The sequence below is a fragment of the Pseudomonas sp. NPDC088414 genome, assembly GCF_044753325.1.
Lineage (GTDB): Bacteria > Pseudomonadota > Gammaproteobacteria > Pseudomonadales > Pseudomonadaceae > Aquipseudomonas.
The window spans coordinates 430,935-450,057 of record NZ_JBIVMY010000002.1 but is presented as its reverse complement, the minus strand read 5'-3'; the positions used below and the strand labels follow the sequence as shown (position 1 = coordinate 450,057).

20 protein-coding genes are annotated in these 19,123 nt (G+C 59.6%); 9 read left to right on the top strand and 11 right to left on the bottom strand.

Features of this window, described 5'->3' with window-relative positions; genetic code table 11:
* Positions 1–112: 112 nt before the first annotated feature.
* Both ACIP8I_RS04940 and ACIP8I_RS04935 read left to right on the top strand, forming a co-directional pair.
* Positions 113–727 carry a response regulator transcription factor gene (locus ACIP8I_RS04940; protein ID WP_007965734.1) on the top strand — a complete coding sequence of 205 codons (615 nt, stop codon included), beginning with the start codon at positions 113–115 and terminating at the stop codon, positions 725–727.
* A gap of 54 nt (positions 728–781) precedes the next feature.
* Positions 782–976 carry a PLDc N-terminal domain-containing protein gene (locus ACIP8I_RS04935; RefSeq protein ID WP_007965735.1) on the top strand — a complete coding sequence of 65 codons (195 nt, stop codon included), beginning with the start codon at positions 782–784 and terminating at the stop codon, positions 974–976.
* 97 nt (positions 977–1,073) lie between these two features.
* Here ACIP8I_RS04935 and ACIP8I_RS04930 read toward each other — a convergent pair whose 3' ends face one another.
* Positions 1,074–2,072, bottom strand: a complete 999-nt coding sequence (locus tag ACIP8I_RS04930) for a bile acid:sodium symporter family protein (RefSeq protein WP_400759133.1) — start codon at positions 2,070–2,072, stop codon at positions 1,074–1,076.
* Positions 2,073–2,157: 85 nt separating this feature from the next.
* Between ACIP8I_RS04930 and ACIP8I_RS04925 the strand changes: the two genes are divergently transcribed.
* The 4 genes from ACIP8I_RS04925 (at position 2,158) to ACIP8I_RS04910 (ending at position 6,760) form a co-directional block, all read left to right on the top strand.
* Positions 2,158–2,946: an AraC family transcriptional regulator gene (locus ACIP8I_RS04925; RefSeq protein WP_400759131.1), complete on the top strand. Its 789-nt coding sequence runs from the start codon at positions 2,158–2,160 to the stop codon at positions 2,944–2,946.
* A 139-nt stretch (positions 2,947–3,085) separates the two neighbouring features.
* Positions 3,086–4,798: an amidase gene (locus ACIP8I_RS04920; RefSeq protein ID WP_400759128.1), complete on the top strand. Its 1,713-nt coding sequence runs from the start codon at positions 3,086–3,088 to the stop codon at positions 4,796–4,798.
* A 221-nt stretch (positions 4,799–5,019) separates the two neighbouring features.
* Positions 5,020–5,493, top strand: a complete 474-nt coding sequence (locus ACIP8I_RS04915; RefSeq protein ID WP_400759126.1) for a hypothetical protein — start codon at positions 5,020–5,022, stop codon at positions 5,491–5,493.
* 289 nt (positions 5,494–5,782) lie between these two features.
* The gene (locus ACIP8I_RS04910; RefSeq protein WP_400759124.1) at positions 5,783–6,760 is read left to right on the top strand and encodes a TerC family protein; all 978 of its coding nucleotides are present in this window, start codon (positions 5,783–5,785) and stop codon (positions 6,758–6,760) included.
* Between the two features lie 35 nt (positions 6,761–6,795).
* On the opposite strand, the gene ACIP8I_RS04905 is transcribed toward ACIP8I_RS04910, so the two are convergent.
* Positions 6,796–7,896 carry a polyamine ABC transporter substrate-binding protein gene (locus tag ACIP8I_RS04905; protein WP_007960451.1) on the bottom strand — a complete coding sequence of 367 codons (1,101 nt, stop codon included), beginning with the start codon at positions 7,894–7,896 and terminating at the stop codon, positions 6,796–6,798.
* Between the two features lie 348 nt (positions 7,897–8,244).
* A complete protein-coding gene (locus ACIP8I_RS04900) occupies positions 8,245–9,651 on the bottom strand; it encodes a purine-cytosine permease family protein (RefSeq protein ID WP_400759121.1) in 1,407 nt (468 codons plus the stop codon).
* Between the two features lie 324 nt (positions 9,652–9,975).
* Here ACIP8I_RS04900 and ACIP8I_RS04895 point away from each other — a divergent pair, with 324 nt between their 5' ends.
* Together ACIP8I_RS04895 and ACIP8I_RS04890 are read left to right on the top strand one after the other, a co-directional pair.
* Positions 9,976–10,461, top strand: a complete 486-nt coding sequence (locus ACIP8I_RS04895) for a flavin reductase family protein (protein WP_003225754.1) — start codon at positions 9,976–9,978, stop codon at positions 10,459–10,461.
* A 149-nt stretch (positions 10,462–10,610) separates the two neighbouring features.
* The gene (locus ACIP8I_RS04890; protein ID WP_103520476.1) at positions 10,611–11,654 is read left to right on the top strand and encodes an LLM class flavin-dependent oxidoreductase; all 1,044 of its coding nucleotides are present in this window, start codon (positions 10,611–10,613) and stop codon (positions 11,652–11,654) included.
* Positions 11,655–11,748: 94 nt separating this feature from the next.
* Here ACIP8I_RS04890 and ACIP8I_RS04885 read toward each other — a convergent pair whose 3' ends face one another.
* From ACIP8I_RS04885 to ACIP8I_RS04875, 3 genes are all read right to left on the bottom strand, one after another.
* Entirely contained in the window at positions 11,749–12,057 is a 309-nt protein-coding gene (locus ACIP8I_RS04885; RefSeq protein WP_400759120.1) for a hypothetical protein, read from the bottom strand.
* 69 nt (positions 12,058–12,126) lie between these two features.
* Positions 12,127–12,708, bottom strand: a complete 582-nt coding sequence (locus ACIP8I_RS04880) for a hypothetical protein (protein WP_400759119.1) — start codon at positions 12,706–12,708, stop codon at positions 12,127–12,129.
* Positions 12,709–12,800: 92 nt separating this feature from the next.
* Positions 12,801–13,250: a helix-turn-helix domain-containing protein gene (locus tag ACIP8I_RS04875; protein WP_007960459.1), complete on the bottom strand. Its 450-nt coding sequence runs from the start codon at positions 13,248–13,250 to the stop codon at positions 12,801–12,803.
* A gap of 189 nt (positions 13,251–13,439) precedes the next feature.
* On the opposite strand from ACIP8I_RS04875, the gene ACIP8I_RS04870 reads away from it, so the two are divergent.
* The gene (locus tag ACIP8I_RS04870) at positions 13,440–14,258 is read left to right on the top strand and encodes an alpha/beta fold hydrolase (protein ID WP_400759118.1); all 819 of its coding nucleotides are present in this window, start codon (positions 13,440–13,442) and stop codon (positions 14,256–14,258) included.
* A 30-nt stretch (positions 14,259–14,288) separates the two neighbouring features.
* Here the strand turns inward: ACIP8I_RS04870 and ACIP8I_RS04865 are convergent, their stop codons facing one another.
* The 5 genes from ACIP8I_RS04865 to ACIP8I_RS04845 are packed head-to-tail and all read right to left on the bottom strand — an operon-like array spanning position 14,289 to position 19,108.
* Positions 14,289–16,316, bottom strand: coding sequence for an LTA synthase family protein (locus tag ACIP8I_RS04865; protein ID WP_400759116.1), 2,028 nt, complete (start codon positions 16,314–16,316; stop codon positions 14,289–14,291).
* Positions 16,317–16,338: 22 nt separating this feature from the next.
* Positions 16,339–16,950, bottom strand: a complete 612-nt coding sequence (locus ACIP8I_RS04860) for a hypothetical protein (RefSeq protein WP_400759114.1) — start codon at positions 16,948–16,950, stop codon at positions 16,339–16,341.
* Complete coding sequence (locus ACIP8I_RS04855; protein WP_400759111.1) at positions 16,950–18,245, bottom strand: exo-alpha-sialidase; 1,296 nt, start codon at positions 18,243–18,245, stop codon at positions 16,950–16,952. The genes ACIP8I_RS04860 and ACIP8I_RS04855 overlap by 1 nt, the downstream gene beginning before the upstream one ends.
* A 51-nt stretch (positions 18,246–18,296) precedes the next feature.
* On the bottom strand, positions 18,297–18,842 hold the full coding sequence (locus ACIP8I_RS04850; protein ID WP_400759108.1) for a cytochrome b/b6 domain-containing protein: 546 nt from the start codon (positions 18,840–18,842) through the stop codon (positions 18,297–18,299).
* Positions 18,842–19,108 carry a PepSY domain-containing protein gene (locus ACIP8I_RS04845; protein ID WP_007960465.1) on the bottom strand — a complete coding sequence of 89 codons (267 nt, stop codon included), beginning with the start codon at positions 19,106–19,108 and terminating at the stop codon, positions 18,842–18,844. The genes ACIP8I_RS04850 and ACIP8I_RS04845 overlap by 1 nt, the downstream gene beginning before the upstream one ends.
* Positions 19,109–19,123: the final 15 nt, after the last annotated feature.

Genomic DNA, 19,123 nt, shown 5'->3' with positions numbered 1-19,123 from the left:
GGCAACGTCCTTGTGCGACAGTCGTCAGATTCAGCAGCGGTCGGCAGGCAATCTGCGCTTGCGGTGCTAAGGTGCATGCCGTAAACCACGCTGATCCAGGGAGGGTCACGTCATGACTTGCCGCATCATCATAGCCGACGATCACCCGTTGTTTCGCGAAGCCATGCGGCGCACCGTGCAGCGCCTGTTGCCCGAGGCGACTATCGAGGAGGCCGGCGACCTCGACGCCGTGCTGGCCTTGCTGCCCGCCGGCAGCGAGCCGGACACATTGATTCTCGATCTGCGCTTCCCCGGCCTGACCTGCATCAGCCAACTCGCCGAGTTGCGCCGAAAACTGCCGCGCACCACGCTGATTGTGGTGTCGATGGTCGACGACGAGGGGTTGATCGGCGAAGTGATGGCGGCCGGCATCGACGGTTTTATCGGCAAGAACATTGCCCCGGATGAGATCGGCGAGGCGATTCTGGCGATCCGCGAAGGCGAAGTGCTGGTCAGGTTCGCCCCTTCTGGACTGCTGCCGCTGGAGACCGGCACCGCCCTCACCCCGCGTCAGCAGGACGTGCTGCGGCTGATTGCCCAAGGCAAGACCAACAAGGAGATCGCCCGGGAACTGGATATCTCGCCGTTCACCGTGCGCATCCACGTGTCGTCGCTGTTGCGTACGCTCAACGTGCCGTCTCGGGCAGCCGCTGCGGTGAAATATTCGGGAGGCAGTGGCGCAATTTAAATGAACCCTGCGCGCTTGGGCTCACCTAACTGAAAGACCATCAGGAGGTAGCCCATGCAAATTGAACCCGTCTGGATCGTACTCGCCGTCGTTCTTGTGATCATCGAATTGTGGGCGATCAACCGCGTGCGCAAGAGCGCAGGCAAAGGCAGCAACAAAGGCGTGTGGATTATCGCCATCGTGTTCGTACCGTTGTTTGGCCTGATTGCCTGGGCACTGGCCGGCCCGAAACACGTGACTCAGGATTGAGAAAATCCCCCTGTAGGAGCTGCCGCAGGCTGCGATCTTCTGACTTTCAAGATCAAAAGATCGCAGCCTGCGGCAGCTCCTACAGGGGAAGCAGTGTTTATGGATCAACCTGCGCCATCAACTCCGGCACCGATTCCTGCCGTTTGGCATAGCGCTGCGCCAACACCGCGCAGACCATCAATTGAATCTGATGGAACAGCATCAGCGGCAGAATCAATACACCAATCGTGCTGCCGGCAAACAACACCTGCGCCATTGGCACGCCGGTGGCCAGACTCTTCTTCGAACCGCAGAACAGAATGGTGATGCGGTCTTCCTGGCTGAAACCGAACACCTTGCCCAGCAAGGTCGACGCCAACAGCACCAGCGCCAGCAGGATGCAGCAGACCACCACCAGGCCCAGCAGATCGACTACCGGAATCTGATGCCAGATACCTTCGTTGACCGCCTCGCTGAATGCGCCGTACACCACCAGCAGAATCGAACCCTGATCGACAAACTTCAGCCAGTTCTTGTTGCGGCCGACCCACGCGCCGATCCAGCGCCGAGCGATCTGCCCGGCAATGAACGGCAGCAGCAGTTGCACGCTGATCTTCAGGATCGCATCGAGGGTCGAACCGCCGTCACCGTGCACGTTCAGCAGCAGCGTCACCAGCAACGGTGTGAGGAAGATCCCGAACAGGCTCGACGCCGCCGCACTGCAGATCGCCGCCGGGATATTGCCGCGGGCCAGCGAGGTGAAGGCAATTGCCGACTGCACGGTGGCCGGCAGCGCGCAGAGATACAGCATGCCCATGTACAGCTTGTCGCCGATCAGCGGTGACAGCAGCGGTTTCAGCGCCAGGCCGAGCAGCGGGAACAGCACGAAGGTCAGGCCGAACACCAACAGGTGCAGGCGCCAGTGGCCGGCACCGGCGATGATCGATTCACGCGACAGTTTCGCACCGTGGAGGAAAAACAGCAGTGCGATGGCGATGTTGGTCAGCCAGCCGAACCCGACCGCGACCTGACCGCTGGCTGGCAGGAAACTGGCCAGCAGCACGACGCCGATCAGGGTCAGGGTGAAGTTGTCGGGCAGGAATCTTGGGCGAGTCATGAGCTTGTTCATCCGGGGGTTGCCAGTACGTGACTGCAACTCTAACGTGAGCAGAAATTACCGACTAACGCCGAAGAGCCAACAGATGCCGCCTAAAGGACACGAGAAAAGCTTCCGGCGCAGCATTCCCGGGCTGCCCAGCCTGCCACGTGCGCTATACGGGCGCACCGAATCGCTGCCCAATCGCGCACTGACCCGGCGTCACAGTCACCCGTGGGTGCAGTTGTCGTACGCGATTCAGGGCGTGCTCGAAGTGCAGACCAGCGCCGGGCGTTTTGTCGCGCCACCGGAGCGTGCGGTGTGGATTCCGGCGGGCGTGCCGCACCGCGTGTTCAGCTCGCCGCACACCGAAATGCGCAGCCTGTACATCGATTGCAGCGTGGCCGGCTGGGCGCTTGAGCGTTGTCATGTGCTGGGCGTCAGCGACCTGCTGCGCGAGCTGATTCGCGCGTTCAGTCTGGTTCCAGTGGAATACGACGAGAACGGTGCCCATGGCCGCCTGGCCCAGGTGATCCTCGATCAACTGGCCGAGGCACCGCAGATAGACCTGATGCTGCCGCTGCCGCAGGACAGCCGTCTGCGGCAGATCTATCAAAGCCTGGAGCAACATCCGGAACAGCAGACCACCCTGAACCATTGGAGCGAAAAATTCGGCGTCACCGAGAAAACCCTCAGCCGTCTGTTTTTGCGCGACACCGGCCTGACCTTCCGCGCCTGGCGTCAGCGCTTGCGTCTGCTGGGCGCGCTGACCCCGCTGGAACGCGGCGAACGCGTCACCGACGTGGCTCTGGCCTGCGGTTATGACTCGACCTCGGCGTTCATCGCGGCCTTCCGGCAACAGTTTGGCGAGACACCGGGGGAATTTTTTCGTTGAGTTTTGTCGATATTTATCGAATTAGCACATGCCATTCGGCAAAGTTCAGGGTAGAGTTTCGTCCATACGCAATTCTCTACACGTTTCGACCATAACCATAATGACCCACCCCTTTAGCGAACCTGTCGGCGGTAACAGCATGATCGAAGTCACTGAAGTCTCCATTGCTCAATTACGCGCGGCGCTCGACGCCGGCCAGACCACCGCGGTTGAACTGGTGCAGGCCTATCTGGCCCGGATCGACGCCTACGATGGCCCGAACACCGCCACCGCACTGAATGCCGTGGTGGTGCGCAACCCCGAGGCTTTGGCTGAAGCCCAGGCGTCCGATGCGCGCCGCGCCAAGGGCGAAACCCTCGGCCCGCTCGACGGTATCCCTTACACCGCCAAGGACAGCTATCTGGTCAAGGGGCTGACCGCCGCCTCGGGCAGCCCGGCCTTCGCCGATCTGGTGGCGCATCGCGACGCCTTCACCATCGAACGTCTGCGCGCCGCCGGAGCGGTCTGCCTGGGCAAGACCAACATGCCGCCGATGGCCAATGGCGGCATGCAGCGTGGCGTCTATGGTCGCGCCGAAAGCCCTTACAACGCGGCCTACCTGACCGCGCCGTTTGCTTCCGGCTCGTCCAACGGTGCCGGCACCGCCACCGCTGCGAGCTTCTCGGCCTTCGGCCTGGCAGAGGAGACTTGGTCGAGCGGTCGCGGCCCGGCGTCGAACAACGGTCTGTGCGCCTACACGCCATCGCGCGGGGTGATTTCGGTACGCGGCAACTGGCCGCTGACGCCGACCATGGATGTGGTGGTGCCGTACGCCCGGACCATGGCTGATCTGCTCGAAGTGCTCGATGTGGTGGTTGCTGAAGACCCCGACACCCGTGGTGATCTGTGGCGCCTGCAGCCGTGGGTGCCGATCCCGAGCGTTGCCTCGGTACGCCCGGCGTCCTACGCCGAGCTGGCAGTGAAACCCAATGCACTGGCCGGCAAACGCCTCGGTGTGCCGAAGATGTACATCAATGCCGACCCTGAAGCCGGCACCAGCGAAGCGCCGGGCATCGGCGGCCCGACCGGGCAGCGCATCAACACTCGCCCTTCGGTGATCGATTTGTGGAAACAGGCCCGCGCAGCCCTGGAAGCGGCCGGCGCCGAAGTCATCGAAGTGGATTTCCCGCTGGTCTCCAACTGCGAAGGCGACCGCCCCGGCGCACCGACCGTGTTCAATCGCGGCATCGTCTCCAAGGAGTTCCTGCACCACGAACTGTGGGACCTGTCGGCCTGGGCCTTCGACGATTTCCTGCGCGCCAACGACGATCCGAAGCTCAATCGCCTGGCCGATGTCGACGGGCCGAAAATCTTCCCGCACGACCCGGGCACCCTGCCCAACCGTGAAGGCGATCTGGCCGCCGGCATGGACGAATACGTGCGCATGGCCCAACGCGGCATCACCCCGTGGGACCAGATCCCAACCCTGCCGGACGGCCTGCGCGGCCTGGAAAAGACCCGCAAGCTCGACCTCGAAGACTGGATGGATACGCTGAAACTCGACGCGGTGCTGTTCCCGACCAACGCCGACGTCGGCCCGGCAGATGCCGATATCAATCCGGAATCAGCGGACATCGCCTGGAGCAATGGTATCTGGGTCGCCAACGGCAACCTGGCGATCCGGCACCTCGGTGTGCCGACTGTCACCGTACCGATGGGGATCATGGCCGACATCGGCATGCCGGTTGGTCTGACTTTCGCCGGTCGTGCTTACGATGACTCGAATCTGTTGCGTCTGGCCTCGGCGTTCGAGGCGACCGGTTCGAAGCGTCAGGTACCGCCGCGTACTCCGGCGTTGGCTGCCGGCAAGTAACAGAGAGGGTTGGATTGAGGCTCGATAGGGTCTCAATCCGCTTTCGGCGCATTAACCCCACTCGTTTCTGCATCACTACACACCTGCCAACACACTCCCCCATACCTGACAACTGATAGTTCTGACAGTAGCGGTCGAACAGGACGGCGAGTAACGTTCTCGCTCAATGGGCTTTTCATTTAGAAACCCCAAAAACCGTTGAGCACTGAAGGAACGCAACCATGAGCAATGCCATTCTGCTTAAACAACTTGGCGTCGATGAAAACTCGAAGCCATTACCCATCAAAGTAAAACAGCAACCCGAGGATAAATACTACAAAGCCAAATTCACCCCTGATTTTCCGCCCATTCCGAGTTTCGAACCGAATCTGTTTATTTATGCTTCCTTGGTTCCCGGTTCAGTCAGTGTCATCGGCCGACATCACACAGCGGACGATTTCTACCAGATTACTATCATCATTGATCAGAAGCTCGAAAGCGGCACATACCCGATTGAGAAAGGTGACGAAAGCCGTGTGCGTGCCAGCGTCATTTCCGCTGGAGGGATCATTTCGAGTGACAAGGGCGAAATCAAACTTAAGCGAGACGATAAGAACAAATCAATATACGCAGAATTTGATTTTCAAATAGAGTCCGGTGGAACGTCCTACAAAGTAGAGGGCAGATTGGAACTGCGGGCGACGGGTCCTCTTTAAAATCCTCCACAATAGGAAAGTCATTCGTAAACACGCATCAATGCCAAACGGGTAAGTGCCTGCCCGCAGTGTTTGGCAGCTGTGCCTTCCAAATGAATTCACGCTAAAAATTTCTCTGTATTCACGCATCAATGCCGTTCGTCATTGCAAATGATTCCCGCCGCAAAAAAGCCAGACACTTCGTTTTTATCGAATCCTGCCTCAGAAATATACGATTTTTCCTTGGCATTCACTCCTCGCTAGCATGTCCCGGTCTGCCTCCAACGACATAAAAGACAGGGAGATTGCCATGCCAACTGACAATATCAATATCGGCGAACCATGGATGTGGGGCGCGTTTATAGTCTTCGTCCTCGCCATGCTTGCCCTGGATCTGTTCGTCTTCGGCGGACGCAAGGCACACCGCGTTTCAGTGCGGGAAGCGTCCTGTTGGGTGGTCGCCTGGTGCGCACTGGCCTTGGCCTTCGCCGGATTGCTCTGGTGGTATCTGCACGGCGAATTCGGCGCCGAAATTGCCCAGCGCAAGACGCTGGAATTCCTCACCGGTTATCTGATCGAGCAATCGCTGTCGATCGACAACATGTTCGTCTTCGTGATGATCTTCAGCTATTTCGCCGTGCCGCCGGAACTGCAACGTCGGGTGCTGTTGTATGGCGTACTCGGGGCGATCGTGATGCGCGCGGCGATGATCTTCGCCGGGGTGTGGCTGGTGTCGCAGTTCGAATGGCTGTTGTATGCCTTCGGGGTGTTCTTGATCATCACCGGGATCAAGATGCTGATGTTTGCCGAGCAGCAACCTGATCTCGACAAAAACCCGCTGCTGCGCTGGGTGCGCGGGCACATGCGGATCACCCAGGGCTTCCACGGCGAACGCTTTTTCGTGCTGCAGAACGGCGTGCGCTGGGCCACGCCGATGTTCCTGGTGCTGGTGCTGATCGAGGCCAGCGACCTGATGTTTGCGGTCGACAGCATCCCGGCGATCTTCGCAGTCACCACCGATCCGTTCATCGTGTTCACCTCGAATATCTTTGCGATCATGGGCCTGCGGGCGCTGTACTTCCTGCTGGCGGACATGGCTGACCGCTTTCATCTGCTCAAGTACGGACTGGCGATCGTGCTGGTATTCATCGGCGGCAAGATGACGCTGATGCCGTGGTTTCACATGCCGGTGGAGTGGTCGCTGGCGGTGGTGGGCGGGGTGATTCTGGGCTCGGTGGTGTTGAGTCTGATCGTCACCCGCAAGGAAGACCCAACCCAATCCCTGTAGGCGCAGCCTGCGGCAGCTCCTACAGGGGGGGGTGGTTACTTGTCGGATTTGATGCTGGTCCACACCCGGGTGCGTACACGTTCGAGTTTTTGCGGCAGTGGCTGAACCACGTACAGGGTTTTCAGGGCTTCAGGCGTTGGCGTCAGGTTCGGGTTGGCGGTGATGTCTTTGTTCACCAGCGGCATCGAATCCTTGTTCACGTTCGGGTAGCCGAGGAAGTCGCTGATCGGCGCAATGACTTTCGGATCGAGCAAGGTGTTGAGGAATTCATGCGCCTCTTCGACATTCTTCGCGCTCTTCGGAATGGCAAAGGTATCGAACCAGATCGGCGCGCCCTCCTTCGGCAAACGCCAGTCAACCACCACGCCGTTGCCTGCCTCTTTCGCGCGGTTGCCGAACTGATAGAAGCTGCCGGAGTAACCGATGGCCACGCAGATGTCGCCGTTGGCGATATCGGTCATGTATTTGGCCGAGTTGAAGTAGGTCACGTACGGACGAATCTTCAGCATCAGGTCCTTGGCCTTCTCATAGTCGGCCGGGTTCTGGCTGTTCGGGTCGAGGCCGAGGTAATGCAGGGCCAGCGGCAGAATTTCCGACGGCGAATCGAGCATCGCCACGCCGCAGGATTTGAGCTTCTCCATATTCTCCGGCTTGAACACCAGATCCCAGCTGTCCACCGGCGCGTTGTCGCCGAGCGCTGCCTTGACCTTGGCCGGGTTGAAACCGATCAGTACCGTGCCGTACATGTAGGGCACGCCGTACTGGTTGCCAGGGTCATTGGCGTCGAGCAGTTTGAGCAGCGCGGGATCCTGATGGCTCCAGTTCGGCAGTTTCGACTTGTCGAGTTTCTGGAACACGCCGGCCTTGATCTGAGTGTCGATGAACTGGTTCGACGGCACCACCAGGTCATAGCCGGAGTTGCCGGTGAGCAGCTTGGCTTCCAGCGATTCATTGGTGTCGAAGGTGTCCCAGGTCACTTTGATGCCGGTTTTCGCGGCGAAATCCTTGGGCACCGACGGCAGGATGTAATCCGCCCAGTTGTAGACCCGCAGCTCGCGCTGCTCGGCGTGTACCGCGCTGGCCAGCAGCGTCAGCCCACACACGGTGGCACCCAGAATGCGTTTCATCGTGACCATGGTTGTTTCCCCGAAATGCGACGTGAGATCGATGGTTTTTATGTTCTGTACACGGCAGCGGCTGTAAAGGTAGCCAAGGGCAAGCAAAGTCCAGCGTTTAGTTATGGCTTTGATTCTTGCCGACCACGCGGTCGTGGCACAGTGGGGGATGGGCCAAAAGGGGATCGAAATGGCCAATATGAATGACCGCACGAATGCACAAGGGCATGGCAAACACCACTTGTGGCGAGGGAGCTTGCTCCCGCCGGGCCGCGCAGCGGACCTCGCTCTTCAATTCAGAAAAGCAGGGGCCTGCTGCGCAGTCCAGCGGGAGCAAGCTCCCTCGCCACAGTTTTATTGATGTTCGGGTCAGTCGGTATAACTCAACCGCGCCGCCCTGCTCTGCCGGATCCGCCCGCGTGTGGCGAGGCAGTAATACAGCGGCACCGTCACCACCAGGCCGAACAGCCACGACAGATCCGCACCGTCCACCAGATTGGCGTACGGCCCGACGTACAGCGAGGTATTGGCGAACGGCAACTGCACGATGATGCCGATGAAGTAGGCAATGATCGCGTGCAGATTGAAACGCCCGTAAATGCCACCGTCCGCGCGAAAGATCGAGGTGATGTCATAGCTGCCGCGCTTGATCAGGTAGAAGTCGATCAGGTTGATCGACGCCCACGGCACCAGCACCAGCAGCAACGCCAGAATCAGCCCGATGAACTGCGAAATGAAATCCGCCGAAGCACCCAGCGCCACCACGCAGCAAGCCGCCAGCACCACGCTCGACAACAGCACGCGCACCTTGATGCTCGGCGTCCACTGACTGGCGAAGGTCTGGATCGAGGTGATGATCGACAGCACCGCGCCGTACAGATTCAGCGCGTTGTGGCTGATGATGTTGAGCAAGAACAGCACCATCAGAATCGGTCCCAGCCACCCGGTGGACTGCTTGACCGCCACCATCGCTTCGGTGCCTTCCGGCGTCGCCAGAACCGCCACCGCGCCAAAGCTGAACGACAGAATCGTGCCCAATGTCGCGCCCAGGTAAGTAGCCCAGAACGGTTTGGCGATACCGATATCCGCCGGCAAATAACGCGAATAGTCGGACACGTACGGCGAGAAGCTGATCTGCCAGATGATCCCCAGCGACACCGTCGCCAGCCAGCCGGACAGGTTGAAACTGCCGCGCGTCAGGAAGTCTGCCGGCAAGTCGTGAGCGAAGATGTAAATGAAACCGGCGAGCAGCGCGCTGCCCATCACCCAGGTGCCGATGCGGTTCAGTGTGTGAATGAAGTTGTAGCCGATCACGCCAATCGCCGTGGCCGCCAGTGCGCCGATCAGAATACTCAGCGGCGCCGGCACCGACGGCGCAATACCGACAATCGATTTACCGGCAAGCACGATGTTGGAAATGAAAAAACCGATGTAGATCAGCGCCGCAAAAAACACGATCAGCAGTGCGCCGTAACGCCCGAACTGACCACGACTCTGAACCATTTGCGGAATGCCCATGCGCGGGCCTTGCGCCGACGCCAGCGCGATCACCACCCCGCCGATCAGGTGCCCCAGCGCAATCGCCAGCAGCCCCCAGAACAAGTCGAGATGAAACACCTGAACCACCATGGCGCCGGTGACGATCGGCAGTGGCGCAATGTTGGTGCTGAACCATAAGGTGAAAAGGTCGCGGGCCTTCCCGTGGCGTTCCGCGAGTGGGACGTAGTCGACCGTGTGATTCTCGATCAACGGATCTTGCCGGGACATCTGGGACATATGCATGAACTCGAGTTTGTCTGTTCTTATCTTTGTATGAAGCCAAACCGGGGGAACTCTTTGGTCGCCCCTCAGATGCAGACCATATTATGGTATTCCAAACATTTCACAAGACTGATCCGTAGTTTACGGCGCCAGCTGATACGCCATCTTCAATGATCCTGCGGCCTGCAGGCCAGCCGCAAGCCCAATAAACGCTGAGTTTCCGACGAAAGCACCACGTTTATCGGTTCAGCCTAAAAGCCCTTGCAAAGAAAAAATACTGGTATACCATCAGACCAACAAATACATAAAAATCGCGTCATAACACCCGAGGATCCCCCAATGATCGATGCTGCCATCTACAAACAAGTCATGGGCTCGTTTCCGTCCGGCGTCACTGTCATCACCACGCTGGACGATGACGGCCAGATCGTTGGCCTCACTGCCAGCGCCTTCAGTTCACTGTCGATGGACCCGGCGCTGGTGCTGTTCTGCCCCAACTACAGCTCCGACTCCTACCCTGTGCTGATCAAGAACAAGCGCTTTGCGATCCACGTCCTCTCCGGTGGCCAGCAGAGCGAAGCCTATGCCTTCGCCCGTAAAGGCAAGGACAAGGCGCAAGGCATCGAGTGGACATTGAGCGAGCTGGGCAACCCGATCCTGGCCAATGCGACGGCTATCATCGAGTGTGAGTTGTGGCGCGAATATGAAGGTGGTGATCACGCGATCATGGTCGGCGCGGTGAAGAATCTGATCGTCCCGGAGCAACACACCGGGCCGCTGGTGTATTGCCACGGCAAGATGGGCGCCCTGCCCGTTCTGGCCTGATCGTCAGCCCTACACAAACCAACTGTGGGAGCGAGCTTGCTCGCGAAGGCGTCGTGTCAGTCGCCACAGATGCCGGCTGTTACACCGCTTTTCGCGAGCAAGCTCGCTCCCACAGGTAGCCTCAACAATAAAAGATCCGAGGAAGCGTCATGAAATTTTCCCTGTTCATCCACATGGAACGCTGGGACGAAAGCGTCAGCCACCGCCAACTGTTCGAAGACCTGACCGAACTGACCCTGATGGCCGAGGCCGGTGGTTTCAGCACCGTGTGGATCGGCGAACACCACGCGATGGAATACACCATCTCGCCGAGCCCGATGCCGCTGCTGGCCTACCTCGCCGCCAAAACCACCACCATTCACCTCGGCGCCGGCACCATCATCGCGCCGTTCTGGCACCCGCTGCGGGTGGCCGGTGAATGCGCGCTGCTCGACGTCATCAGCAACGGACGCATGGAAGTCGGCCTGGCCCGTGGCGCCTATCAGGTCGAATTCGATCGCATGGCCGGCGGCATGCCCGCCTCCAGCGGCGGTCAGGCCCTGCGCGAAATGGTCCCGGTGGTCCGCGCCCTGTGGCAAGGCGACTACGCCCACGACGGCGACATCTGGAAATTCCCCACCTCCACCAGCGTGCCGAAGCCGATCCAAAAGCCGAATCCGCCAATGTGGATCGCCGCCCGCGATCCCGATTCGCACAACTTTGCCGTGGCCAACGGCTGCAACGTGATGGTCACGCCGTTGATGAAAGGCGACGAAGAAGTCCTCGACCTGAAAAACAAATTCCAGACCGCACTGGACAACAACCCCGACGTGCCGCGTCCGCAACTGATGGTGCTGCGCCACACCCACGTGCACTCGGCGGACGATCCGGACGGCTGGAAAGTCGGTGCAAAGGCCATCTCGCGTTTCTACCGCACCTTCGATGCCTGGTTCGGCAACAAGGAAGTACCGGTCAACGGCTTCCTCGCTCCGAGTCCGGAAGAGAAGTTTGCCGGGCGTCCGGAGTTTGAGCTGGAGAGCCTGCACAAGACGGCGATGATTGGTACGCCGGAAGAGATTATTCCGCGCATCAAGTACTACCAGGAACTGGGGGTGGATGAGTTCAGTTTCTGGTGTGACAACAGCTTGCCGCATGCAGAGAAGAAGAAGTCGCTGGAGTTGTTTATCAGGGATGTGGTGCCGGCGTTTCGCTGAGCGACTTGTAAAAAAAACCGGGCATCAGCCCGGTTTTTTTGATAGGTACCTCCAAAATAGTTCGAATATCAAAGGAAACTTTGCAATCAACAATTCAATACCGATAATCCGAAAAGAAAAATAGCGCATACAAAAAAAATGCAAAAACTGCTAATGCCGCCCGCCCGGCGGGGTCAGCATCCGGGCCTAATCCACCGGGTGCAATGGCAACCGTTGCCCGTCTTGAATAGTTATAAACACCTTGAGCAAACCATAACTGAACAGCAAGTACCGTAAAAAAACGCCCCCAGCTGCCATTGAATTGAAAGTAGCCATTGAGTAGTGCTGCGAGCAATAGCCCTCCCCCCACCCAATCACGGTATTTGAATAGCCAATTGATTCTTGATTTACCTGTTACAGGCATCGACAGTTCCTTTAACGATATTGCCCCAAACGTCCTGCGCGCCCAAAAAACTGGAAACTCTACCTGCGGTCACAGATATGGTGAATTCGAGCGGGACCCGCCCACCTCATCATTGAAATAATCATGAAACGCGTCAATGATTGCGTCCAAAGTGCCATCGCGACCTTTAAGGGCTTGAAACTCTTTGGAACGGATCACGTTACGCCCTACGCCCTCAGAAAATTTTAACTGGGCATTGGCCTTACTCAGAGCCAGCACACCAAACTCTTCGTAAGCGCTTTCAAACAATAGCCAATCAAAACCCAGATTACCGACGATCATCGGATAATCCGCAGTGCCTTTGAAAAAATCCCGAAAGCCAGAATTCAAGACTTCGATACCTTCATCGACATTGTTCCCATCGAAAAGGTAGCACAAGCCAGAAGGTGCGCTGAACAAGGCGAATACGTCTGTCGAGAAAACTTCATAGTTCAAGCAAACCAATTCACTGAGAACATCAGTAGTACTTAGCATTGGCCTTTCAAAAAAATAATACTCAAGCCCTGAATCAAGAAAGACCATCGCAGGAAGATCTTTCTCCAAATCAAGGTGATTCGCTAACGCTGCCGTTATCCGATTCACTTCTTTAAATTCAACTTTTAACAGGCTCATTTACTCAATCTTGAATCGGATTTTGACAGTCGGGTTTGTAACAGGGATTGAACAATCGACGCGGCTGAGGTTTTCCGGGGGTAATCCTTGGTTCAGTGCGCAACGCCCAACTTCGTCGCCACGTCCTGCGGTGCCAGCAGGCGGCCATCCGCTGAACGCAATTCCAGTTTGCTGATCGGCTGACGCTGCTGCGCATCGACCATCACCGAACCCGGCTCACCCGGCGCATACAAATGCTCGCCACCCCACTGCGACAGCGCAACGATCACCGTCTGCAAGGCCTTGCCGCGTTCGGTCAGCACGTATTCCTTATAGGCACCGCCATCGGCGGCCGGCACGGTTTGCAGAATCCCCTGCTCGACCAGGGCCTTGAGCCGGGCGCTGAGCATGTTCTTGGCGATGTCCAGATTTTTCTGAAAATCACTGAAACGGCGGATGCCCTCCAGCGCATCGCGGATGATCAGCAGCGACCACCAGTCGCCGATCAGATCCAGCGTACGGGCGACCGGGCAGGCATTGCCGTGCAGGCTTTTGCGCTTCACAGTGTGTTTCTCCATCAAAAACGGCGTGTGGTTGCATCTTACAACTGTGACGCTGGAAAAGAACCTCGCCGCCCGGCCCGGCAATTCAGCACTTGCGTACAAGTGACGGCAGCGATTTGCGCCGATAGTGATGGGCGGCCATTGCGGCATCCGGCCTTCCCGAACGATTGCCCACAGCAAGGAGTTTCCATGAGCACATTCACTACCGATGACGGCACACACATCTATTTCAAGGACTGGGGCAGCGGCAAACCCGTGTTGTTCAGCCATGGCTGGCCGCTGGATGCCGACATGTGGGAATATCAGATGGAATACCTGAGCAGTCGCGGCTACCGCACGATTGCCTTCGACCGCCGTGGTTTCGGCCGCTCCGATCAACCGTGGAGTGGCTACGACTACGACACCTTTGCCGATGACATCGGGCAACTGATCAACCACCTCGACCTGCGCGACGTGACGCTGGTGGGCTTCTCCATGGGCGGCGGCGACGTCAGCCGCTACATCGCTCGCCATGGCAGCGAGCGCGTTGCCGGGCTGGTGCTGCTCGGGGCGGTGACGCCGCTGTTCGGCAAGAAGGCCGACTACCCGCAGGGCGTCGACACCTCGGTGTTCGACGGGATCAAGGCCGGCCTGCTCAAGGATCGCGCGCAGTTCATCGCTGATTTCGCCGCGCCGTTCTACGGCACCAATCAGGGCCAGAAAGTCTCCGACGGCGTGCTCACGCAAACCCTGAACGTCGCCCTGCTCGCTTCGCTGAAAGGCACCGTGGATTGCGTCACCGCGTTCTCTGAAACCGACTTCCGCCCGGACATGGCGAAGATCGACGTGCCGACCCTGGTGATCCACGGTGACGGCGATCAGATCGTGCCGTTCGAAACCACCGGCAAGCAAGCCGCGGCGCTGATCAAAGGCGCTGAGCTGAAAGTCTATGCCGGCGCCCCCCACGGTTTTGCCGTGACGCACACCGAAGCGCTGAATGAAGACCTGCTGGCGTTCCTGAACCGCTAAAAACGCTGCGCTGACCAGGCGCCCACCCGGTCAGCGCACGTTGCGGTACAGCATCAGCCGCGCGCTCTCGTGCAACCCCCGCGTCAGCTCCACCAGGCGCTGGAATTCCTCGGGGTTTTGCCCGGCGACGTTATCCAGCGGGGTCTTCGACGCCAGGTCATGCAAGGTCGGCGAGCTGCCGTCATGCTGCATCTGCAGGAGGAAATCCTTGGTCACCCCGCCAATCACCGGGAACGTGCCCTCGCGCAGCACCAGCGGCACCACGCGCTCACCTTCCGGCGCCGGTTGCTGGACATCGCGGCCCATTGCGCCATTGCTGAACGGCACGCCGGCCATCCCCGCCACTGTCGGCAGCAAATCCGTCAGCCCCACCGCTTGCTCGATGACCTTCGGCGCCAGCAGCCCGGGCGCGTGAATCAGCATCGGCACATGATTGCTTTCCAGCCCCAGTTGCTCGAACGCCGGCGGCATGTGCGGGATCTGGCTGATACGGGTGTTGTGGTCGCCGAAAAACACAAAAATCGTGTTGTCGTAATAGCCGCCGGCCTTGGCCAATTCCATTAATTTGCCGATATTGAAATCCAGCAGGCGCACCGCGTTGTATTGCTCGACGCTGCGCGAACCGGCAGCCTGCACCTGCTCCAGTGACAGGTTGCTGATCTGAAAGCCGTCGTTGTCCTTGGGGATGGTGAACGGCCGATGGTTGCCCGAGGTTTGCACGTAAGCGAAGAACGGTCGGTCCTTCGGCAGGTCGCGCAGGATGCGGTCGCTCTCCTTGAACAGATCCAGATCGGAGATGCCCCACACGTCCACCAGCGGCGAACGCCAGTCACTCTCCTGATACAGGCGCACACCATCGATGCTCTGCTGGATCAGCGCATTGATATTGGCCCAACCGGCGTTACCGCCGATCATGTAGAGCTTCTGGTAATCGGTGAAGGCATTGATCAGCGTGTGCTGGCGGGTGATCAGCGGATGGCGCGTTGCGGTCTCGCGGCGAGTCACGTCGGGAACACCGGTGATGCTCGCCCACACGGTTTTCGCAGTGCCGGTGACTGGCACATAGAAGTGTTTGAAGAACCAGCTTTGGGCCGCCAATTGATCGAGGTTTGGCGTCGGGTTCAACGGATTGCCGTAGGCGCCGACGGCGCTGGTGCCGAGCGATTCGAGCATGATGAACATCACGTTCGGCGTGCCCTGCAGCCGATACGGTTGCACGCCTTGCTGCCGCTCGAACGTCAGGCTCTGCGGATCCGGTCGATCCACGCCCAGATAGCGGGCAATCAACGGATAGTGCTCGCGCACCTGCGCCTCATCGAATTGCGCCTGCCCGGTTTTCAGCGTGTCGTACAGGAACAGCACCGGGTTCAGACCGACTGCGGCGATCTGCGCGTTACCGGAAAAGAACGCATCGCTCCAGCGCAGCGGCACCGGGTTTTCCAGATTGAGATTGTCGACACGCCCCAGCAGCGCCAGCAGCACCGCAACCACGCCCAGCCCGGTGCCGAATGCCAGCGATGAACGCCGGATAACCTTGGGTTCACGGGCCAGCGTCAGCCGTTCCAGCTGCAAAAGTCCGTAGAAGCAGACGCCCAGCACCGCCAACCAGCCGAGGGCAATCCACAGCACCGGGTAGGTTTCCCAGACCATCTGTTGTGAGATTTGCGCATCTTCCAGGTAACGCAGCACCGTGGCGTTGATCCGCACGCCGAGGTAGGCGTAATGACCGAAATCGATAATGTAAAACAGGCCGATCACGCCGAGCGCCAGCAGCCAGTAAACCCGTGCGACACAGCGTAACCACGGCAACCGCGTGAGGTTCCAGCGCGGCACCCAGGCCAGCAACGACAATGGCAGGATCAGCAACACGGCGAGGCGCAGGTCGAAGCGCAAACCGATCCCGAGGGTTTCGCGCAGTGCCGGGTTGTCGACGAACTCGCCGGGAGCGATCCCGGAAAACCCCAGCACGAACACCAGCCGGAGCACGGCAAACAACAAGAACGCCAAACCTGCCGCACCCACGCCATAGCGCAGGCGTCGCGATTGCAACCAGCCCATCATTGACCTCAGTGTTGTTGGTTCAGATAGAAGATGTCGGGCGTGCCGGTGCGGCTCGCAGCAGACGCCAAACCTCACGGATGCACAGCGCTGCAGCGGCGATCAGGCAGTAACCCAGCAGCAGCGGATCGATCAGGTAATCCCAATAGTTTTCCGAGGCCTTGAGACGCAAGGCGAACGCCAGTGTGCCCAGCGCAAGCATCGACACTGCCAGCGTATTGCGCAGCCACAACAGCGCCAGTGCCAGCAGGCCGATAAAGACGATCATCGGCCGTGGGTTGAAGCCCCAGCGATACGGATCGAAATACGTCAGGCCCATCGTCGCCGGGTACAACAGCGCGGCCAGCACGGTAAACAGCACCAGCACTTGCACCCGCGCCGACAATGGCTGCCGCTCGACCACACCGAGGCGGACCAGACTGGCCCAGCCGAGCAACACCAGCGTGGTGATCGCCAGATCATCGGTGAAGCTGCGCACGTACGCCGCCAAAGGCAGATCGTTGACCGGCACGAAGCTGACCAACGCCAGCAGCGGCAACAGCCACGGACGCCAGCGTTGCGTGCGTTGCAGGGAACCGAGCAGGACAAAGCCGAGAAGGATAAAAGTCAAATGGGCTTGCCAGAGAGACAACATCACAGGCGCTCCTCGAGCCACGCTTCATTGAAGCTGACATGTTTGATGAAGGTGTTATTCCACGAATACACCAGGTGATAGAGGCCATCGCTGCCGCGACTGAAGTACGGATACTCGTACTCGAAATCACAGCCCTGCGGCTTGCACACCCGGTAGTCCAGATTGCTCAGAAAGCGTTGCTCCAGCGGCAAGCGCCGGGCACCACTGGAAGCGCGAAAGCCTTCGCCGATGATCGCCTTGTAGGCTTCGGGGGCGAACGGCTGGCCGAGCGGATCGGGCGACTGATCGAGCTCGATCAAGTTGCGCCAGTGGTTCAGATTGGCATCGGTGCCATAGAGGCTGAGCTTGAAGCGCCCGTCCTGCAGATCGTTGAGCGCCACCAGCAGGCCGTTGTCGTCGGTGCCAACTGCCGCGAGCGATGAATTGGGGTTGGCCGGCTCCAGCGGATACGGCTTGCTCCAGGTCTGGCCGGCGTCCTCGGTGCGGCTGGCCAGCACCCGATGATGGGTCTCGCCGGCATAACGCAGCATCGCCACGGCGCGCTGTCCGTCCAGCGGCACAATGGTCGGCTGCAGAGAGTGCTTGCCACGGCTGATACGGAATTTGTCGATCACCGCGCCGTCCGCGCTCAAGTACAGGTACTCGGCAAATTTGCCCATGAACTCGTGATACACCGGCAGACCGATCGAGCCGTCGGCGTGGAACACCGGCGCGGCGCGCACCAGCGTACTGATGTTGAAAAACGGCGAAGTGATCAACTGCCGTGGCACCGACCAGTTGCGCCCGTAATCATCCGAGACCATCACGTTGATCGCACTGGTGGCCCAGCCGCCCACAGACACCGAAACATAGAACATCCACAGACGTTGATCCGGCGCCAGGGCGATCACCGGATTGCCCAGTTTGCGGATGTAGCGACGGGTGCCGTCGCGGGTCGATTCGCGGGTGGCCAGCACCTGCTCGGCGCCCCACTCCGCGCTGTCGGCGTCGTAGCGTGCAGTGCGGATCTGCACGTCTGCAGCGCCCTCACGGGAGCCGGCAAACCACACCGCCATCAGGTCGCCGCCCGGCAGCGCGGTCACCGACGACGAGTGCACGAAATCATTCAATTGCGAGGAGACGAAGCGACTGCTGTACACCGGCTCCGGTGCCTGCAGCGAAGCATCCACCGGCGGCGTGGCCACGGCAAACGGCGCCAGCACATGGGCCGGATGACTGCGCCAGGCGCTCCAGAAAATCAGGCTTACGGCCAGTCCGCCCAGGATCAGTTTCAAGCGACAGGAAAGCGCACGCATAGTGGACTCACGGCAAAAACAGGATGGAGGGCAATCGGCGAAACATCCTTGTCAGCGCGGCGGATCGTCCGGCAAGCGCCGTCGGCGTCCGGTGAGCATCGACAACGGCAAGTTGTCGCGCAGCAGAAAACTCTCGAACAGCGCGGCGGCGATGTGCAGGCAGACCAGCACCAGCAAGATGTCGGTAGCGGTTTCGTGCACCTGCAACGGCCAGTCGGCGCCCCACAAGGCATCGACCTCTTCCATGGCCCAGCCGCTCAAACCGGCGATGAACATCGCCAGCAACATCAACAGCATCACCAGCGCACCCATCGGCGAATGCCCAAGACGATGCTCGGGCTGACCGCGAATCAGCGATCGCGCATGGGCGACCAGCCGCGTTGGCGTCGGCCAGAAATCCGCCCAACGCGCACTGCGCGGCCCGACGAATCCCCACACCAGCCGTACCAGCAGCCAGCCCATGGCGTAATAGCCGAGCCAGACATGCCAGGCGTCACCGGCTTCATTGAAGAAGTAATTGGCGACGAAGACGCCCGCGATGGACAGATGAAACAGCCGCACCACGGGGTCCCAAAGGCGCACGGACGCGCTCGGCATCAGCCCTTGATCTCGGTTTTCACCGCTTTGCCGCTGACCGGGTCGTGGTAGATCTCGACCTTGCGCTTGTCCTTGTCGAAGCCGTAGATCTCGTAGCAGTTGCCGTCGGTGACCTTGAACTTGCTGATCTCGTAGCCCTGAGCCTTGAGCTGCTCCTGAAAGGCTTTTTGGTCTTGCCATTGCGAGCGTTCGGCGGTGGTGCATTGCGGGCCGGCGACGGCCAACGGGCTGGCAACGATGAGGGACAACAGCAGAAGTTTGCGCATGGAAACACTCTCGCT

Excerpts from the sequence above, each read along its gene's own strand:
- ACIP8I_RS04940 (WP_007965734.1), top strand. The coding sequence starts at position 113 with ATGACTTGCCGCATCATCATAGCCGACGATCACCCGTTGTTTCGCGAA.
- ACIP8I_RS04935 (WP_007965735.1), top strand. The coding sequence starts at position 782 with ATGCAAATTGAACCCGTCTGGATCGTACTCGCCGTCGTTCTTGTGATC.
- ACIP8I_RS04930 (WP_400759133.1), bottom strand. The coding sequence starts at position 2,072 with ATGACTCGCCCAAGATTCCTGCCCGACAACTTCACCCTGACCCTGATC.
- ACIP8I_RS04925 (WP_400759131.1), top strand. The coding sequence starts at position 2,158 with ATGCCGCCTAAAGGACACGAGAAAAGCTTCCGGCGCAGCATTCCCGGG.
- ACIP8I_RS04920 (WP_400759128.1), top strand. The coding sequence starts at position 3,086 with ATGATCGAAGTCACTGAAGTCTCCATTGCTCAATTACGCGCGGCGCTC.
- ACIP8I_RS04915 (WP_400759126.1), top strand. The coding sequence starts at position 5,020 with ATGAGCAATGCCATTCTGCTTAAACAACTTGGCGTCGATGAAAACTCG.
- ACIP8I_RS04910 (WP_400759124.1), top strand. The coding sequence starts at position 5,783 with ATGCCAACTGACAATATCAATATCGGCGAACCATGGATGTGGGGCGCG.
- ACIP8I_RS04905 (WP_007960451.1), bottom strand. The coding sequence starts at position 7,896 with ATGGTCACGATGAAACGCATTCTGGGTGCCACCGTGTGTGGGCTGACG.
- ACIP8I_RS04900 (WP_400759121.1), bottom strand. The coding sequence starts at position 9,651 with ATGTCCCAGATGTCCCGGCAAGATCCGTTGATCGAGAATCACACGGTC.
- ACIP8I_RS04895 (WP_003225754.1), top strand. The coding sequence starts at position 9,976 with ATGATCGATGCTGCCATCTACAAACAAGTCATGGGCTCGTTTCCGTCC.
- ACIP8I_RS04890 (WP_103520476.1), top strand. The coding sequence starts at position 10,611 with ATGAAATTTTCCCTGTTCATCCACATGGAACGCTGGGACGAAAGCGTC.
- ACIP8I_RS04885 (WP_400759120.1), bottom strand. The coding sequence starts at position 12,057 with ATGCCTGTAACAGGTAAATCAAGAATCAATTGGCTATTCAAATACCGT.
- ACIP8I_RS04880 (WP_400759119.1), bottom strand. The coding sequence starts at position 12,708 with ATGAGCCTGTTAAAAGTTGAATTTAAAGAAGTGAATCGGATAACGGCA.
- ACIP8I_RS04870 (WP_400759118.1), top strand. The coding sequence starts at position 13,440 with ATGAGCACATTCACTACCGATGACGGCACACACATCTATTTCAAGGAC.
- ACIP8I_RS04865 (WP_400759116.1), bottom strand. The coding sequence starts at position 16,316 with ATGGGCTGGTTGCAATCGCGACGCCTGCGCTATGGCGTGGGTGCGGCA.
- ACIP8I_RS04860 (WP_400759114.1), bottom strand. The coding sequence starts at position 16,950 with ATGTTGTCTCTCTGGCAAGCCCATTTGACTTTTATCCTTCTCGGCTTT.
- ACIP8I_RS04855 (WP_400759111.1), bottom strand. The coding sequence starts at position 18,245 with ATGCGTGCGCTTTCCTGTCGCTTGAAACTGATCCTGGGCGGACTGGCC.
- ACIP8I_RS04850 (WP_400759108.1), bottom strand. The coding sequence starts at position 18,842 with ATGCCGAGCGCGTCCGTGCGCCTTTGGGACCCCGTGGTGCGGCTGTTT.
- ACIP8I_RS04845 (WP_007960465.1), bottom strand. The coding sequence starts at position 19,108 with ATGCGCAAACTTCTGCTGTTGTCCCTCATCGTTGCCAGCCCGTTGGCC.